Here is a 16,612-nt window from a genome sequence, read left to right as displayed (position 1 = left end):
TCCCTGGCGGCTCAACCCTTTTTTGAGGCGGGACAGTTCAGGTGAGACGCCGGTTTCTGAGGATGCGCATCAGCAGGACGCCGAGGATGGAGAGGGCCAGTCCGGTGCAGAGAAAGAGATAGCCGATGGCGCGGCCGTCGCCCCAGCCCCACAGGTCATGACCTTTGAGGAGCGCTATCATGGCGATGCCGCCGAAGGTGCCGATACCGCCGACGATATAGATCAGCAGTGCGCAGATACCCAGGGCGAAGCCTCTCTTGTCTTTCATCATGTGTCCTCTGCCTGAGCTGGTATGCGTACCCTGGCGACGATATCCCAGAGCCGGTGGCCAGTCAATACCAATCAGCAACGGCGAACTGACGAATTCCAACGCACCACTCGTGCTGACGCAAATAAGGTTATTGTCGGAGGTTTTCAGGTGTCCTGTCGGGCTGTGGCATCCGTAGGGATGGAAAATGTTTCACGATTACAGCTTGTTGCGGTGGTAAACTGTTTGGCACGGTCGCTGCTATAGGATAAGACAGCACAACCACTCAACCACACAACCACAAAAAAGGAGTCGATCATGAAAAAAGTATTCTCCACCATCGCCGCTGCCCTTGTTGCCCTTGCATTCGCCGGTACCGTTCTCGCCGCTGACGCGCCGAAGACCGAAGCTGCCCCGGCCATGCCCGCCGGTCACCCCGCAATGACCAAGGAAACCGCCAAGCCGGCCAAGAAAGCCAAAAAAGTCAAAAAGGCCAAGAAAGCCGTGAAGAAGGAAGCCGCCAAGCCGGTCGAAGCCCCGGCTGCTGCTCCGGCTGCGAAGTAATCGTCGCAGATCACAGTAGTGAACAAAAGGGCCACGTCATTGATGTGGCCCTTTTGTTATCTCATCCCGCCACGTTGCATCGAAACGCTTCCCATAGTACCTCACGAGTTACACAAATTTCTGTTTCCTTGCCTTCGCTGTCAAGGTATTCTGCGCTGCGGGTCAGGTGACCCGACGGCCAACCAATACAGCGAGGTGTCGGCATGAACGATTCTCTTTCCCCGTCAGCCATGGCAGCATATGCGTATCCTCTTCTGATCAAGAACCTTCTCCGGACACCGCTGGTCTGCGCTCCGGACCAGGAGATCGTTTACCGGGACCTGCGACGGCACACCTATCGCGACCTTCACGAGCGGATCTGCCGTCTGGCCAATGTCCTGACCGACCTCGGCGTCAAGGCCGGCGATACGGTGGCGGTCATGGACTGGGACAGCCACCGGTATCTTGAGTGCTTTTTTGCCGTGCCGATGATCGGGGCCGTGCTCCACACCATCAACGTCCGGCTCTCGCCGGAGCAGATCCTCTATACCATCGACCATGCCGAAGACGATGTCCTGCTGGTGAACAGCGAATTCCTGCCGATCATCGAACAGATCCGCGGCCGCATCGATACAGTCAAGAGCTACGTCCTCCTGAACGACGAACCGGCTCCTCCCGTCACCCATGTAACCCTGGCCGGAGAGTACGAAACCTTGCTGGCCGCAGCAGCGCCCGATTACTCCTTCCCTGATTTCGACGAACATACGAGGGCCACCACCTTTTACACGACCGGCACCACCGGCATGCCCAAAGGGGTCTACTTCAGCCACCGCCAGCTTGTGCTGCACACCCTTGGCGTCATCGCCGCCCTCGCCACTCCGGCCGTCCAGGGGCGCTTTCACCGGGAAGACGTCTATATGCCGATGACCCCCATGTTCCATGTCCACGCCTGGGGGCTTCCCTATGTGGCCACCACCATGGGGGTCAAACAGGTCTATCCGGGCCGCTATGCCCCGGAACATCTGCTGGAACTGGTCCAGAGGGAGAAGGTCACCTTTTCCCACTGCGTGCCGACCATCCTGCACATGCTCCTGAAGAGCCCGATGAGCCATACCGTTGATCTGTCCGGCTGGAAGATGATCATCGGCGGGGCCAGCATGAACAAGGCACTCTGTGTGGAGGCGCTGCAGCGGGGTATCGACCTCTTCACCGGCTATGGCATGTCCGAGACCTGCCCGATTCTTACCATTGCCCACCTCAGTCGCGAGGCGCTGGAGCTGGCGCCGGCGGAACAGGCGGAGATCCGCTGTAAAACCGGTCTGCCGTTGCCGCTCGTTGATCTGCGCCTGGTGGATGAGCAGATGCAGGATGTTGCCAGGGACGGCAGGAGTACCGGCGAGATCGTGGTTCGGGCACCCTGGCTGACGCAGGGATATCTTAAAGACCACAAGACCTCTGACCGGCTCTGGGCGGGTGGATGGCTTCACACCAACGATGTGGCCAATATCGATGGCCAGGGGTATGTGAAGATCACCGACCGGACCAAGGACGTGATCAAGGTGGCCGGCGAGTGGGTGTCGTCACTGGAGTTGGAGGATATTCTGGCGCATCATCCGGCCGTTGCCGACGTGGCGGTCATCGGTCAGCCCGATGAAAAATGGGGGGAGCGCCCCCTGGCGCTGGTGGTGCTGAAGCCGGAACAGATGGGGCTGGTTGCCGAGAAGGGGCTGCAGCACTATGTGCGGGAGTATGCCGACAAGGGGGTCGTGTCCAAGCAGGTGGTGCTGTTAAGGGTCAGCTTCGTCGATGCCATCGATAAGACCAGCGTCGGCAAGATCAACAAGGTCGCGCTCCGGGAGAAATACCGGGGGTAGAGGGTGCCGGCAGGGCGGGGATCGTGACGTATTCATTGTGGTATATGCAGCAACTCATGGCAAGGAGCAACGAGAAATGAAGCAACGGGCTATGCTCTGTCCCCGCTGTCGGCGGCTGATCGGCAGCACGGAAACCACCTGTTCCTGGTGCGGGGCGTCACGTGCAACCACCTGGTGGCGCGGAGCGGTATGGCGCCGCGGTATACTGGACGGCGATTGGCTGGTCAAGGCCATCATCACCGGAAATATTGCGTTCTATATCCTGTCGCTGCTGCTGTCGTCGCGGCGCGGCTTTTTCGGCAATCCGCTCAGCGCCTTCAGCCCGGACCAGACGAGCCTCATGCTGCTCGGTGCTACCGGTACGCTTCCCATTGACCGGCTCGGCCGGTTCTGGACGATCCTTTCTGCCAACTATCTCCACGGTGGCATCTTTCATATCCTCTTCAACCTGATGGCCCTGCGCCAGATTGCCCCCTGGGTCATTAACGAGTATGGCCCGAACCGAATGTTTGTCATCTATACCCTGGGTGGTATGTGCGGCTTCTGGATCTCGTACCTGGCCGGCGTTCCCTTTACCATCGGCGCATCGGCAGCGGTCTGCAGCCTGATCGGCTCGCTTCTCTACTACGGCAAGAGCCGGGGCGGGGCTTACGGCAGTGCGGTCTACCGCGAGGTGAGCGGCTGGGTGGTCGGTCTCGCGCTGTTCGGTCTGATAATGCCGGGAATCAACAATTGGGGGCATGGTGGCGGGATAGTGGGGGGGATTCTGCTGGGCATGCTGTTGGGGTACGAGGAACGACGCCCCGAAGGGACAGCCCACCATTCCCTGGCGCTTCTCTGCGGCGGAATGACCATTGGGGTGCTGGGGTGGGCAGTGATCAGTGCATTGACCATCTGGTTCGGTTTCTGAGCGCAACGCCACGGTTCACGGGATGCAAACCCTTCAGGTTCCTGGTATTATATAGACAAAGAACGACGAAAGGAGGGGCCGCGCCATGAAAGGCTCGCAATTTGACGCAGTCTGTTACCGGACCGAACAGCGTGAAGAACCTGTCCCCCTCAAGAACCTTAAGAGCGGCGAGATCGGCTACTCGTTCGGCTGTACCTACGGTGGCGATACGGTTCAGGTGAGATTGGAAAACGGTGAATTGGACAGCTGGCGCAAGGAGGAATGCGCCGAACTGAGCGATTAGTGCCCGATTGCCATGGCATGAGGTGAGCCCGCGTGTAGCGGGCTTTTTTGTCGGCGCGCCCGGGGAAATTGCTGACGTTTCCGGGGGACTCCCTGAATGTACGGTCCCGCAGGGCGATTATTTACGAACGAGCTCTAAGTGATATACTTCACAAAAGTTCTGGAGAGGGGGCCTCCCATGTCATTCGAGAAAACCTGGTACACCCTGGATGAGGCAACGGAGAAGTTCGGCGTGGAGAAGAAGGTCATCCTGTCGTGGGTGGAAGAGGGGCTGGTTCGCGGGGAAGAGACGGACAAGAAGGTGGTGCGGGTCAACATCGACGACCTGGAGCTCAAGGTTCAGGAGATGACCGGAATCTGAGGACAATCACGCTCCCTGCGAGAAACGGCGCCTGGATCGGCTGCGATTGACGAGTCCCGGCGCCGTTATTTTTTTGTTCAGCCCAAGGTTTTGACCACTTCCAGAATCTTTATGAGAGCGGCAAGAATGATGCGTACCCCCTGTTTCCTATCATGGGGAGGAGTGATTCGGATCGCGCGTAGTTGTTCGGCTGCAACGTTCTGGCCGTTGATGTCCTCGATGCCGTTCAGTTGGGCGACCTGGGGGATGTAGGTGCGAGCGAGGTTGGTAGCCCGCTCTTTGACTGGCTCAGAAATTGTTCCGTTGGTGAGCGAGTTGTCCAGATCGGAAAGAAAGTCCTCGAACATGCGGGTCGAACCGAACAGGCCAATGAGCGAGGATGAGAATAGAGCAATCTTGCGGTCGTTTGTTGCATTCAATTCGTGGAAAACAGAAATCAATGCCCGTGCTTCTTCCATGAATGCCTCCGTTGTTCAGTGGGATTGGTGTGATGAGCAACAAGCGACAAGTGTCCCGCTTCCCGCAAGGGCTGCAGCATCGTACTGCAACTGGATCTTAGAAGGAAATGTAGAGGAGGAAAAGCAAATGTCAAGCCTGCTATTGTAGCGTGATGCATGTATGACAACAGCGCCTGCATACCCCCCCGGCCACGGGTGCGACCGGGGGGGGGGATCATGTCTCCGTGTACTACAGTCCCAACTGCTTGAAGAAGTCGTTCCCTTTGTCATCCACCAGGATGAACGCCGGGAAGTTCTCCACTTCAATCTTCCAGACCGCCTCCATCCCCAGTTCGGGGAAGTCGATGCACTCAACCTTCTTGATGTTTTCTTCGGCCAGAACCGCAGCCGGGCCGCCTATGGAGCCGAGGTAGAAACCGCCGTGCTTCTTGCAGGCGTCGGTGACCTGCTGGCTCCGGTTCCCCTTGGCGATCATGATCAAGGAACCGCCGTTGGCCTGGAGCAGGTCAACGTACGAGTCCATCCGGCCGGCCGTGGTGGGACCGAAGGAGCCGGACGCCTTGCCCTTCGGGGTCTTGGCCGGACCGGCGTAGTAGATCGGGTGGTTCTTGAGGTAGTCGGGGAGCGGTTTGCCGCTGTCGAGGATCTCCTTGAACTTGGCGTGGGCGATGTCACGGCCGACGACGATGGTACCGTTCAACAGGAGCGGCGTTGATACCGGGTGCTTGGAAAGCTCGGCCAGGATCTCTTTCATCGGTTTGTTCAGGTCGATCTTCACCCCGTGCTCGTGTTTGCCCCGGTACTGGTCGGGAATCAGGCGGCCGGGGTTTCTGTCCATCTCCTCGACAAAGAGGCCGTCCTTGGTGATCTTCGCCTTGATGTTGCGGTCGGCGGAGCAGGAGACTGCCATCCCCACCGGACAGGAGGCGCCGTGACGCGGCAGGCGGATGACCCGGATGTCGTGGGCAAAGTATTTGCCGCCGAACTGGGCGCCGATGCCGAGCTTGTAGGCCTCCTGGAGCAGCTTCTCTTCCAGTTCCAGGTCGCGGAAGGCCTGGCCGTACTCATTTCCCTTGGTGGGGAGGTCGTCATAGTACTTGGCTGAGGCAAGTTTGACCGCCTTCAGGCAGGAGTCGGCGCTGGTACCGCCGACGACTACGGCGATGTGGTACGGCGGGCAGGCGGCCGTGCCCAGGTATTTCATCTTCGCTACCAGGAACTTGACCAGGCTGTCCGGGGTGAGGAGCGCCTTGGTTTCCTGGAAGAGGGAGGTCTTGTTGGCCGAACCGCCACCCTTGGCCATGAAGAGGAACTTGTAGTAATCGCCGTCCACGGCCTGGATGTCGATCTGGGCCGGCAGGTTGGTGCCGGTGTTGATCTCCTCGTACATGTCCAGGGCCACGGTCTGGGAGTAACGCAGGTTCTCCTCGGTGTAGGTCTTGTAGACCCCCTTGGAGAGAAATTCTTCGTCCTTGCCGCCGGTCCAGACCTGCTGACCCTTCTTGGCAACGATGGTGGCGGTGCCGGTGTCCTGGCAGACGGGGAGTTCGAAGTTGGCGGCGATCTCGGCATTGCGCAGGAAGGCGAGCGCCACCCCTTTGTCGTTCTGGGAGGCTTCCGGGTCGCGAAGGATCTTGGCCACCGACTCGTTATGCTCGGCACGGAGCAGGAAGGAGACATCCCGCATGGCCTCATTGGCCAGGATGGCGAGCGCTTCGGGGCAGACCCGGACAACGTCCTGGCCGGCGAACTGCTCGACCGTAACGAATTTTTCCGAACCTTCGATCTTGCGGTACGTGGTGCTCTCCTTCCCAAGGGGGAACGGCTCCTGATACACGAACGGCTTGGTGGACATCGGTGATTCTCCTTTCAGTCGAATCGGCTGCCGGACAAAAAATTCAGGGCACAGTGGGAAAGATGCCGGCTCTTCACCCTGAGCCCCGAGCCATGAGCCCTGAGCCTGTTTTATTTGTGTATACGGTATGCGGAAATATATTGGAAAAATTTGATTTTGTCGAGCGGGAAGTTGCACGCGACAAAACTGTCCGCACCAGTTGCATACTCACAGTGGTGTGCTACGCTTAGGACGTTTTTATCTAAAGAGGGCAGAAGATCCGTATCAAGGAGGCATCAATTATGAAAATGCAGGATGTGAAGGAGATCGCCAAGAGTCGTGGCATCAAGGCCGGCAAGCTGAATAAGGGCGAACTGGTCAGGTCCATTCAGGCTGACGAAGGCAACGAGGCCTGCTACGAAACAGGTCAGGCAGCGGTCTGCGGGCAGGAAAGCTGCATCTGGCGGGATGACTGCAAGTAAGGTTCAAAGACCGTGGCGCCAAGCACGGCTGAAAAAACGGGCTGGACCGGGAGAACCGTTTGTGTTGTTAAGGCGTGTGGTCAGCCCCGCGCCTTTTTCATTGTCATGGGCGCCTGACTGGTGCGGTGGCACGGGAGGATGCGATGAACGACGTGATCCGGCCGGAACTGGCCTTGGTACTCATAATGGCAGTGCCGGGAATCATCGGCGGTGTCCTGGCCGCCAACCGGGGCCGTAATATCTTTGTCTGGGGGCTGCTCAGTGCCCTGTTTCCGATCTTTATCCTGATTGTCTGGTTTGAAAAACCGGTGAAAGAGGTCGAGGGGAAATTCAAGAAGTGCGTGCAGTGCAGCGAATGGATCAAATGGCGGGACCCGACCTGCAAGTACTGCCAGGCCGCCCAGCCGCCACGCTAAGGAAATCGGATCTATTAGAGCGACACGTCTTCGGCGACGCCGCTCTTGGTCTTCAGTACCCGCGTCACCTTTCCCCAGTCCACCCGGTTCTCCACGCCGTTGCGGGCCACCAGCCGGTGGACCTCTTTCCTCAGGTCCTTTACCTTTTCGTAGACATCCCGGTGCACCTCGATGTAGACCCGCCCCTCGTCGGTAACTGCCAGCTTGACCGGTTTGTAGATGATCTCTCCCGGCGTGTTCACCCGCACCTGACGGAAAAATGCCTCCATCTCGCTCGGGGCGATCCTGATGCAGCCGTGACTGGAGTAGCCGTAGATGCTGGCCGGCAGGTTGGTGCTGTGGAGCAGGATGCCGGAAAGCGAGGTGTAGATGGCGTACTTGCCGAGGGGATTTTTTTGGCCCGACGGGACCAGGTCGACAACCTTTTTCCGCTCTTCAGCCATCTCTGCCTGGATGGAAGGGGGAACGCGCCAGACCGGGTTCTTTGCCTTGCCGACCACCTTGAACCTGCCGACCGGCGTCTGCCAGACCGGTTCACCGTCCCGTCCTTTCGGCCGGCCCACGGCAACCGGGATGGTTCGCTCCAGGCGGCCGTTTCTGAAGTAATAGAGGGTACGGTCCGGGATGTTCACCACGATGCCGCTGGCGACCTGCTTCGGGATGATCCGCAGGTTGTTGAAACGGATCTCCTGGCCGGGTTTGAGGTGCACCTGCGGGTCCAGGCCGTTGAGATGGGCCAGCTGCAGCCAGTTGACCCCCACCTTTGCCCCGACCGAACGCAGGGTTTCGGATTTCTCAACAACGTAGATGCTCTCGCCACCCACGAGCCAATCCGATTGGGGATGGTCATCGTCTTCGTCGGCAGATGCGTCGCTTGTCTGTTCGACAGCTGCCGTGACCATCGGTGCGGCAGGTTCAGTTGTCGATGGGGAGGAGGCGATGAGTTGGCGCAGCAGCCGTTCGCCCGTTTCGGCCATCCGAACGAATATCCCGTCTGCCTCGTCGGTCCGGTTTGCCCTGGCCAGGGTATCTCCGCGGGCAAAAAGCTCCTCGACTTTCCGGTAATCCTCACGGACGCGGTTTTGGGCGCCTTCCTGGCGCAGTCGTACCAATACCAGCAGCGCGTTGAGGCGGGTGTCTTCGGGATGGGCGGCAAACGCGGGGGGGGCGATGAGAGCTGTCAGCAGCAAGCAGCCCAAGAGGGTACGGAACAAATGGGACGACCTCCTGCATTAAATGTTGCCAAGATGCCGGCGGTGGTGACCATAGCAATTTTCTTGCGGGATTTCAAGCAGGGCGAGCACTGGCAGTAAAAACAAAGAGACGTGGAGATAATTCCCCACGCCTCTTTGTCATATGCTGCGTTGTATTTACTGGCCGAGTGCCGCTTTCAGGTCGGCGTCCACCGTGGTGATCGGCCCGATGTTGAAGTTCTCCACCAGGAAGTTGAGGACGTTGGGGGTGACGAAGGCCGGCAGGCTCGGCCCCAGCTTGATGTTCTTGATCCCCAGGTGGAGCAGCGACAGGAGGATGACCACCGCCTTCTGCTCGTACCAGGAGAGGATAAACGACAACGGCAGGTCATTGACCCCGCAGTTGAAGGCACCGGCCAGGGCCACGGCGATCTGGACCGCCGAGTAGGCGTCGTTGCACTGGCCCACGTCCAAGAGGCGCGGGATGCCGCCGATGTCGCCGAACTCCAGCTTGTTGAAGCGGTACTTGCCGCAGGCCAGGGTCAGGATAACCGTATCGGCCGGCGTTTTTTCGGCGAATTCGGTGTAGTAGTTGCGGCCCGACTTGGCACCGTCACAGCCGCCGATCAGGAAGAAATGCTTGATGGCGCCGCTCTTCACCGCGGCAATCACCTTGTCGGCCACGCCAAGGACTGCGTTGTGGCCGAAGCCGGTGAGGATCTGCTGGCCGGGGTTTTCGGGAAGCCCCGGGAGTTCCAACGCCTTGTTGATGACTGCCGAGAAGTCCCAGCCTTCGATATGCTTCACGTCCGGCCATTGGACGAGTCCCCAGGTGAAGAGCCGGTCCTTGTAGGAGTCCGACGGCCGCTGAATGCAGTTGGTGTTGAAGACGATGGCGCCGGGGAAGTTGACGAACTCCTTGGCCTGGTCCTGCCAGGCGCCGCCGAAGTTCCCCACCAGATGGGAGTACTTCTTGAGGCCGGGATAGCCGTGGGCCGGGATCATTTCGCCGTGGGTGTAGATGTTGATCCCCTTGCCTTCGGTCTGCTTGAGCAGTTCCTCCAGCATCTTCAGGTCATGGCCGGAGACCAGGATCGCCTTGCCGGCCTTGGTGCCCAGTTCGACGGGGGTCGGCACCGGGTGGCCATAGTTCTCCACATGGCCGGCATTGAGGATGCCCATGGTGGTGATATTGTGCTTGCCGCACTCCATGCACAGACCGACGAAATCCATCAGCCCCAGGTTCGAGTCGGTGGTGGCTGCCAACGCCTTGTGAAAGAAGGCCATGACCTCTTCATCGCTTTTGCCCAGGATCAGGGCGTGGTCCATGTAGGCTGCCATCCCTTTGAGGCCGTAGGTGAGGATCTCGATGACCGAGCGGATGTCTTCGTTGACGTGGAGGGTGGAGAGACCGTGCTCCTCTCCCTGGCGGATCAGTCCCGCCTGGTCCGGCGCCGGCGTCCAACTGGCCTGGAGGGCGGTTATGGCTGCCGGTGTGGTCCCCTTGGCCTGGCATGCCTGCTCATACAGGGCCTTGGCCTTGCTGCGGACCTCGACGCTCTTGCGTACGGCCTTCTCGATGTGGCCGGCATCAAAATCCACGTTGGTGACGGTAGTGAAGAGCCCCTCGACGACGAACTTGTCGATGGCATCATCCTTGGCTCCCAGCTCCCTGGCCTTGGCGGCGTAGAGGGCGACTCCCTTCAGCCCGTACAGAAGCAGGTCCTGGAGTGACGCCACTTCCGGTTTCTTGCCGCAGACCCCCGAGATGTTGCAGCCGACGCCGTTGGCAGCCTGTTCACACTGGTTACAGAACATTCCCATGTCGATATCCTCCTTGATTGTTGTGGTGGTGATTCGCCGTGTCGTGTATCCGTTCGGAATGGACTTTCAAACTATAGCGTCGAGTCATCCAAACGCAACCGTTCCTTGGGACCAAACGTATCCGAAAACGCGGCATGGCTCTTTGACCTGGGTCAATATTTGCCAAAACGCCCATAACACTCTCCAGGTTTTCGGATTCACGGAATAGCGCTTCTTTTCCCCGTTGGGGTATACTGGGAATGCATTCGGGAGTGTCGTTACTTCAATGACGCACTTCGTAAGAAGGGATGCTCATGTTGATTTGTCTGAACTGGATAAGGCGGTTATCCGCCATACTGCTTTTCCTGGCTTCAGTGCAGGTTCCGTCGGCCGCTGGAGCCGTGGCCGACGCCGGGCGCTTCTTCGATCCGTCGCGACTGCTTACCACCGGTGGGCTACTCTATCAGCCGAGCCTCTCCTTCTCTCTGGAGCCGATGATCGGCCTGGATTATCGGCAGCGTCTGGAAGAGATGGGTGGCGGGGCGGCACTTTCCACACACAAGCTCCATGCCGAGGCAGGGGGAACGATGCGGCTCTTTGAGCGGTTTTCCCTGTCGACTGCGGCCAAGATTCCGGTCACCACCTTTTCCCGTGCCGGGAGCCTTTCCGGTCATCCGGGTCAGGATAAGGACTGGCAGGTTTCCAGCGATCTGCGGCAGCCCGGCTCCAACCTGGGATGGCGGAGCGAGGTGGGGATCAAGCTGGCGCCGCAGCTGGACCTGAATCTCTTCTACGACCAGACACTGTTCGGCCGGCCTCCGGTCAGGGGGGGGGAGCAGCCGGAGGAGAGCTTCGGGACGAGATTCATCATCAGGTTCAAATAGCTTCTGTTGTAAAAATAGAAAAAATTGCATATTCCCTCCAATTGTCTCTCAAGGTCGACCAGGTTTACCCGATTTAATAAATCATGCCTAACTGCACAAGGACGACCCCGGTCACCTTTCCCCTTCGATTCGATTCATGGCACCAAGAGATGGTTCGCCGGCCGGCAGTGCCGCTGCCGGTGCATCGTTTCCGTATGCCGAGTCTGCAGGCGTGTCCCGGTACGGCGCAGACGCTTTCGGAGCGGGGCCGTAGAGTGTTCGACCAAACTAAGGAGGAGTGTAATGCGATTTCTCATTGTTGAGGACGACTTTACCAGCCGCAGGATGCTGCAGATGTTCCTCGCCGCGCACGGGGAGTGTGATGTGGCAGTGAACGGCAGGGAGGCACTTGCGGCCGTTTCCATGGCCCGGGCTGAACGGAAGCCCTACGCGCTCATCTGCCTGGATGTCATGATGCCTGAGCTTGACGGAATGGAGGTCCTCAAAGAGATCAGAATACAGGAAAAGCAGGCCGGGGTCCCGCAGCACCAAGAGGTGAAGGTTGTCATGACGACATCGCTTGAATCGCCCAGGGATGTGGTGGGTGCCTATTACCATGGGGGATGCAACGGTTATCTGGTCAAGCCGGTCAGTCGGCCGGCCCTGGATAATCTGCTTCGGGAATACGGCCTGGCAGCCAGGGCTTAAGCAGAATAAGGGTCTTACGTGATTGACAGATTCATTTTTTTGAGAAACTGGGGGGTCTTCTTCAAGATCGTCGGTATTTCCGCAGTGGGCGTCATTTCGGCAACCGCCGCACTGTTCCTGTATCTTCTCCCGTCCATTGAAGAAAAGCTCCTTGCCGAGCGAAAGAACGCCGTCCGTCAGATCGTTGAAGCAGCCTGTTCGACGGTTGCACATTATGCGAGTCAGGCAGACAGCGGCAAGATGGATCGTGCCACGGCCCAACGCCAAGCGATAGCCACCCTGCGGGCGTTGAGGTATGGCAACAACGACTATGTTTTTATCCAAGGCCTTGACGGCAGAATGGTTTTGCATCCATTGAGCCCCCAACTGGAGGGCCAGGACACGAGTAACCTCCAGGATTCTGCCGGCAAACTGATTTTCAGGGATATGAACCGCATCGCCTTTCGCGATGGGAGCGGCTATTATCGCTATTTCTGGCCAAAGCCGGGAGCTAACGAGCCGGTGGCCAAAATCTCCCGTATCACCCTGTATGGACCGTGGGAATGGGTCATCGGGAGCGGAATCTATGTCGACGACGTGTACGGTGATATGCAGTCTCTGAGGCATGGCATTTTTGCGGTAGCTGCTGCCCTCTTCACCGCCAGCCTGCTTTTCTCATCCCATGTGGCCAGACGGATCAACCGCCCCCTCAAGCAGGCCCTTGACCATGCCGCCCACGTGGCCCTCGGCGACAATGATGAGGTTCTGAACGGGTGCAGCGACGAAACACGCCGCCTTCTGCACGCCATCACCCAGATGGTTGCCGAGCTCAAGCAGGCTAAGGAGGCAGCCGAGGCGGCCAACCGCTGCAAGAGCCGATTCCTTGCCAACATGAGTCACGAAATCCGCACCCCGATGAACGCCATCATCGGGATGACAGAGCTGGCGCTCCAGACTGAGCTGCAATCCGATGTGCGCGGCTACCTGGAAACGGTGGGCAATGCGTCCGAGGGGCTTTTGACCCTGCTCAACGATGTCCTGGACCTTTCCAAGATCGAGGCGGAGAGGCTTGAACTGGAACAGACCGACTTCAACGTGCACACGGTCCTGGACGAGAGTGCCGAGACGTTCGCGATTCTGGCCCACAAAAAAGGGGTCGAACTGATCGTTCACCTGGACCCCGACGTGCCGGTGATGCTGGTTGGCGACCCGACCCGTCTCCGGCAGATACTCTGCAATCTGATCAGCAATGCGGTTAAATTCACCAGCAAAGGGGAAGTGGTGGTTCGGGTCGGCAGGGATGCCTGCATGGACGCCAATGGCGAAGGGGATGCCGTACGTCTGCACATCATGGTTGCGGATACCGGCATCGGCATCGCTCCCCACAAACTGGATCTCATTTTCGACTCGTTTACCCAGGCCGAGGGGTCGACTAGCCGCAGATTCGACGGCACCGGTCTTGGCCTTTCCATCTGCCGCAGCCTCGTAACCATGATGGATGGCAGGATCTGGGCCGAGAACAACCCGAGCGGCGGGAGCACCTTCAACGTCGTTGCCCGGTTCGGTCTGAGCCCTCTCCCGGTAGCGGATTCTGTCCCCCTCCGGTGCTATGAGGGCCGCGACCATGTCCTGATTGTCGACGACAATCAGACCAACCTGTTCATCGTCCAACAGGCGCTTGATCACTGGGGATTCCGGACCGACCCGGCGACGAGCGGCGAACAGGCCTTAGGGCTCCTCTGCCGGGCGGCCACCGAAGGGGACCCCTTTCATCTGGCCATCATCGACGGTCAGATGCCGGACATGGATGGCATAACCCTTGCCAGGGGGATCAGGGATACCGGGGCACTTGGCGACCTTGCCCTGATTCTGCTCACCTCATCGGGCAACATCCGGGCCGATATCTGCCGTGAACTCACTATCGCCCGCTCCCTGGCCAAGCCGATCAAGCAGCGGGAACTGTATACCGTTGTCTGCCTGGCCTTGCAGGGACATGCCTCCCATACCGCCGTCCAGACCACGGCCGTCACCCGTCATGGGGGTGCGGCGCTGCGGATTCTTCTTGCCGAAGACAACCTGGTCAATCAGAAGGTGGCCGGCCTCATCCTGGAGAAGATGGGACACACCGTAACCATTGCCTCTGACGGCAGAGAAGTGCTTGCGTTACTGGAGAAGGGGGTGTTCGACATCATTTTGATGGATGTCCAGATGCCGCTGTTGGACGGCATCGAGACTACCCGGCTGATCAGGAAGAGGGAGTCGGAGAGCGGCGCGACGGCTATTCCCATCATTGCCATGACTGCCCACGCCTACAAAGAATACAGTGCCAACTGCCTGGCCGTGGGGATGAACGGCTTCATAGCCAAACCGATCCGTGGGGCTGATCTGGCCGGGGCGATCAGCCGGTACTGTCCGTCAGCACCGGCCGGGCGTGAGGTTCCTACCGGTTCAGACCTTGCGGCCCCCATCGACTACCCGGAGGTTATGGCGCGAGTTGGGGATGACAGGGATATTCTGCGGGCCATACTCGACGCGTTTCTGCAGGATGCGCCACAACAGGTGGCGATCCTTCAGGAGTCTCTTCGGGGAAACGACCTTTCCCTGGCCTCACGACAGGCCCATACGCTGAAAGGGTGCGCGGCCAATATCGGTGCGTCGAGACTCAGAGGGCTGGCGGCGGACCTGGAACAGGCGATAGCCGCCAGTGATCATGGCTCGGTGAAGAGCCTGATGATGGCCATGGACAATGAAATGGCGTTACTGGTCGAGGAACTCCCGGCCTATCTCATTGACAGCTCCAATGCTGAAGACGCAGCTACTGTGCTGAGCGGTTAATTCCCTCCGCGCAATTCTGGGGCTCCACGGCGTCGTCCTCGGCTTACGCAGCACTCTACCGTGGTCCACAGGTGAGTTCGCGGGTGGGGTCAGTATCCTGTTTGGGGATTACACTCATGACACCGCCGCGTTGAACCACCCTTGGGAATTAAGATGGCTCCACGCGATGCGGATATGCTCCGGCTTGAACAGCTTTCGCTTGCGGTCAGTCCAAGCCGCCATGCTGACGATGGCTTCTTCAGGAGTCTTTACTTGGGGAGTGGCATGCTTCGCCAGCCAATGGATAGACGATAGCAGTTCCATACCGTAGGGGGTTTCAAAGCCGTCGATGAGGTTGCTGACCCGCTCTAATCGCTGTAGCTCCGGCTCCTGATCTGCCAGGAAAGCCTTGGCCTCCTCTTCGGCCCCTTCCAGCAGGGTTATCTCGACATCCGGCTTTTGTGAGTCGCCATAACCTCGGATGAAATGACCCTCAAGCATCTCCAGCACCTTGTTCAGGTTCGGAGCATACGGGCCGTAGATGCCGGTCTCGTACTTCAGGCGCAACGGCTGTTCGGCCTCCTGGAGAAAGTAGGCAAGCTTCTGGATCTCCAGCAGGGTCAATCTATAGGCCGACTGGCCGTACTGCTGCATCAGCTTGATGAACAGCGCACGAGGTACGGTTAACTTGGGTCGCTCCGAGCCGATCGGCATGGTATCGGCGGCGGGGGTCTCACCCGGTTCAAATACCAGCACCTGAGTGTCGGGTAGCTCGGCGAATGCCTGTTCGATCATCCCCTTGACCTTGCCCCAGTTCAACCCGCCGAGCCCGCACCCAAGGGGCGGCACGGCTATCGACCGGATTCCGAGGCGGCGGATCTCGGCCACCAGCGCCCGCAAACCGGATTCGATGTCTTCATACCGGGAGCGCTCGCGATAGTGCCGCTTGGTCGGGAAGTTGATGATATAGAGAGGGTTGAGCATGCGCCCCGTTGAGTACACATGCATCCGTCCCGGTTGCACCTCTTCGGACCTGCAGGCCTTCTGGTATTCTGTGAAGTTCTCAGGGTATGCCTTCTTGAACTGCAGAGCAATCCCTTTGCCCATGAAGCCCACGCAGTTAACAGTGTTGACCAATGCCTCCGCATCAGCTCGCAGTATGTTTCCCTTTGTGTACTGGATCATCCTTCACCTCTTATTAATAATACCATACAGAACGAACTTGCACATCCGGTCTGTGTGCGTTCGGGTATGCCGACAGTATCTCCCGGACTCTGGCGGCTACATTGTTGTTAATGACGGCGATCTCTCGTATGAGATTCCACGGGCATTGTTGATGAACAAGGAACTCTGCCTGCTTGCGCCGCTGCCGGTCCATATCATCCACGTCATCTGACCAGTACCGCTCGTATATCATATCCCAATCCAGATTCTCCAGCATGTCGAGGTCGGCATACCAATCCGTGAACCGTGCAATCCCGTGTCCATCGGAGAACACATAGCCACAACCTGCCTCTACTAAAGCCTGCGCCGTGGTAACCAGATAGATCAGCGGTGCCTGTCCCTCGGTATACCCATCGACCCGCCCGGTATGCAGTTGAAGCAGCATCGGAGAGCGCGGCCCGAGGTAGAACGGTACATAGTCGTGCAGGGTGCCGCCCGGTCCGCAGGGAATAGGCCGTACATGCCGTTCGTTCTGGATGTCCAGGTTATGGATCGTCTTGTACGGGAGCCCGTCATCAGGCACATGACATGGTGCATGCATGCCACCGCGTTGCAGCAGCACCGCCAGGTTGTCAATATGCAGCATCCGGTATATGGGGGTAGGGATAGGCGTGGTCATAT

17 protein-coding genes are annotated in these 16,612 nt (G+C 58.8%); 10 read left to right on the top strand and 7 right to left on the bottom strand.

Annotated elements, in window-relative coordinates; translation table 11 throughout:
- Window positions 1-37 precede the first annotated feature (37 nt).
- Entirely contained in the window at window positions 38-271 is a 234-nt protein-coding gene (locus JN12_RS03205; protein ID WP_170241827.1) for a hypothetical protein, read from the bottom strand.
- Window positions 272-565: 294 nt separating this feature from the next.
- Here JN12_RS03205 and JN12_RS03200 point away from each other — a divergent pair, with 294 nt between their 5' ends.
- From JN12_RS03200 to JN12_RS03180, 5 genes are all read left to right on the top strand, one after another.
- A complete protein-coding gene (locus JN12_RS03200; RefSeq protein WP_145018052.1) occupies window positions 566-811 on the top strand; it encodes a hypothetical protein in 246 nt (81 codons plus the stop codon).
- 203 nt (window positions 812-1,014) lie between these two features.
- Entirely contained in the window at window positions 1,015-2,664 is a 1,650-nt protein-coding gene (locus tag JN12_RS03195) for a fatty acid--CoA ligase (protein ID WP_145018050.1), read from the top strand.
- A 76-nt stretch (window positions 2,665-2,740) separates the two neighbouring features.
- On the top strand, window positions 2,741-3,574 hold the full coding sequence (locus JN12_RS03190; protein ID WP_145018047.1) for a rhomboid family intramembrane serine protease: 834 nt from the start codon (window positions 2,741-2,743) through the stop codon (window positions 3,572-3,574).
- 85 nt (window positions 3,575-3,659) lie between these two features.
- A complete protein-coding gene (locus tag JN12_RS03185; RefSeq protein WP_145018044.1) occupies window positions 3,660-3,857 on the top strand; it encodes a hypothetical protein in 198 nt (65 codons plus the stop codon).
- Between the two features lie 177 nt (window positions 3,858-4,034).
- Entirely contained in the window at window positions 4,035-4,217 is a 183-nt protein-coding gene (locus tag JN12_RS03180; protein ID WP_145018041.1) for a MerR family transcriptional regulator, read from the top strand.
- Between the two features lie 77 nt (window positions 4,218-4,294).
- On the opposite strand, the gene JN12_RS03175 is transcribed toward JN12_RS03180, so the two are convergent.
- Both JN12_RS03175 and JN12_RS03170 read right to left on the bottom strand, forming a co-directional pair.
- Window positions 4,295-4,675 (bottom strand): hypothetical protein, encoded by a 381-nt coding sequence (locus JN12_RS03175; protein WP_145018038.1) that lies wholly within the window; start codon window positions 4,673-4,675, stop codon window positions 4,295-4,297.
- 229 nt (window positions 4,676-4,904) lie between these two features.
- Window positions 4,905-6,530 (bottom strand): fumarate hydratase, encoded by a 1,626-nt coding sequence (locus tag JN12_RS03170; RefSeq protein ID WP_145018035.1) that lies wholly within the window; start codon window positions 6,528-6,530, stop codon window positions 4,905-4,907.
- A 281-nt stretch (window positions 6,531-6,811) separates the two neighbouring features.
- On the opposite strand from JN12_RS03170, the gene JN12_RS03165 reads away from it, so the two are divergent.
- Together JN12_RS03165 and JN12_RS03160 are read left to right on the top strand one after the other, a co-directional pair.
- Window positions 6,812-6,991: an SAP domain-containing protein gene (locus JN12_RS03165; protein ID WP_145018032.1), complete on the top strand. Its 180-nt coding sequence runs from the start codon at window positions 6,812-6,814 to the stop codon at window positions 6,989-6,991.
- A 143-nt stretch (window positions 6,992-7,134) separates the two neighbouring features.
- Complete coding sequence (locus JN12_RS03160; RefSeq protein ID WP_170241826.1) at window positions 7,135-7,407, top strand: hypothetical protein; 273 nt, start codon at window positions 7,135-7,137, stop codon at window positions 7,405-7,407.
- A 14-nt stretch (window positions 7,408-7,421) separates the two neighbouring features.
- On the opposite strand, the gene JN12_RS03155 is transcribed toward JN12_RS03160, so the two are convergent.
- Both JN12_RS03155 and hcp read right to left on the bottom strand, forming a co-directional pair.
- Window positions 7,422-8,621: a L,D-transpeptidase family protein gene (locus tag JN12_RS03155; RefSeq protein WP_145018029.1), complete on the bottom strand. Its 1,200-nt coding sequence runs from the start codon at window positions 8,619-8,621 to the stop codon at window positions 7,422-7,424.
- A 156-nt stretch (window positions 8,622-8,777) separates the two neighbouring features.
- Window positions 8,778-10,424, bottom strand: a complete 1,647-nt coding sequence (gene hcp / locus JN12_RS03150) for a hydroxylamine reductase (protein WP_145018025.1) — start codon at window positions 10,422-10,424, stop codon at window positions 8,778-8,780.
- A 293-nt stretch (window positions 10,425-10,717) separates the two neighbouring features.
- Here hcp and JN12_RS03145 point away from each other — a divergent pair, with 293 nt between their 5' ends.
- The 3 genes from JN12_RS03145 to JN12_RS03135 all read left to right on the top strand — a co-directional run bounded on the left by JN12_RS03145 (window position 10,718) and on the right by JN12_RS03135 (window position 14,788).
- Window positions 10,718-11,287, top strand: coding sequence for a hypothetical protein (locus JN12_RS03145; protein WP_145018022.1), 570 nt, complete (start codon window positions 10,718-10,720; stop codon window positions 11,285-11,287).
- Window positions 11,288-11,569: 282 nt separating this feature from the next.
- Entirely contained in the window at window positions 11,570-11,974 is a 405-nt protein-coding gene (locus JN12_RS03140; RefSeq protein WP_145018019.1) for a response regulator, read from the top strand.
- A gap of 18 nt (window positions 11,975-11,992) precedes the next feature.
- Window positions 11,993-14,788: a response regulator gene (locus tag JN12_RS03135; protein WP_145018016.1), complete on the top strand. Its 2,796-nt coding sequence runs from the start codon at window positions 11,993-11,995 to the stop codon at window positions 14,786-14,788.
- A gap of 114 nt (window positions 14,789-14,902) precedes the next feature.
- Here JN12_RS03135 and darG read toward each other — a convergent pair whose 3' ends face one another.
- Together darG and darT are read right to left on the bottom strand one after the other, a co-directional pair.
- The gene (gene darG / locus JN12_RS03130) at window positions 14,903-15,952 is read right to left on the bottom strand and encodes a type II toxin-antitoxin system antitoxin DNA ADP-ribosyl glycohydrolase DarG (protein WP_145018013.1); all 1,050 of its coding nucleotides are present in this window, start codon (window positions 15,950-15,952) and stop codon (window positions 14,903-14,905) included.
- A gap of 13 nt (window positions 15,953-15,965) precedes the next feature.
- Complete coding sequence (gene darT / locus JN12_RS03125) at window positions 15,966-16,610, bottom strand: type II toxin-antitoxin system toxin DNA ADP-ribosyl transferase DarT (RefSeq protein WP_145018011.1); 645 nt, start codon at window positions 16,608-16,610, stop codon at window positions 15,966-15,968.
- Between the last annotated feature and the right edge of the window lie 2 nt (window positions 16,611-16,612).

The organism is Geobacter argillaceus (assembly GCF_007830735.1).
Lineage (GTDB): Bacteria > Desulfobacterota > Desulfuromonadia > Geobacterales > DSM-12255 > Geomobilibacter > Geomobilibacter argillaceus.
The sequence above is the reverse complement of the archived record's forward strand: the minus strand, read 5'-3'. Positions and strand labels throughout refer to the sequence as shown.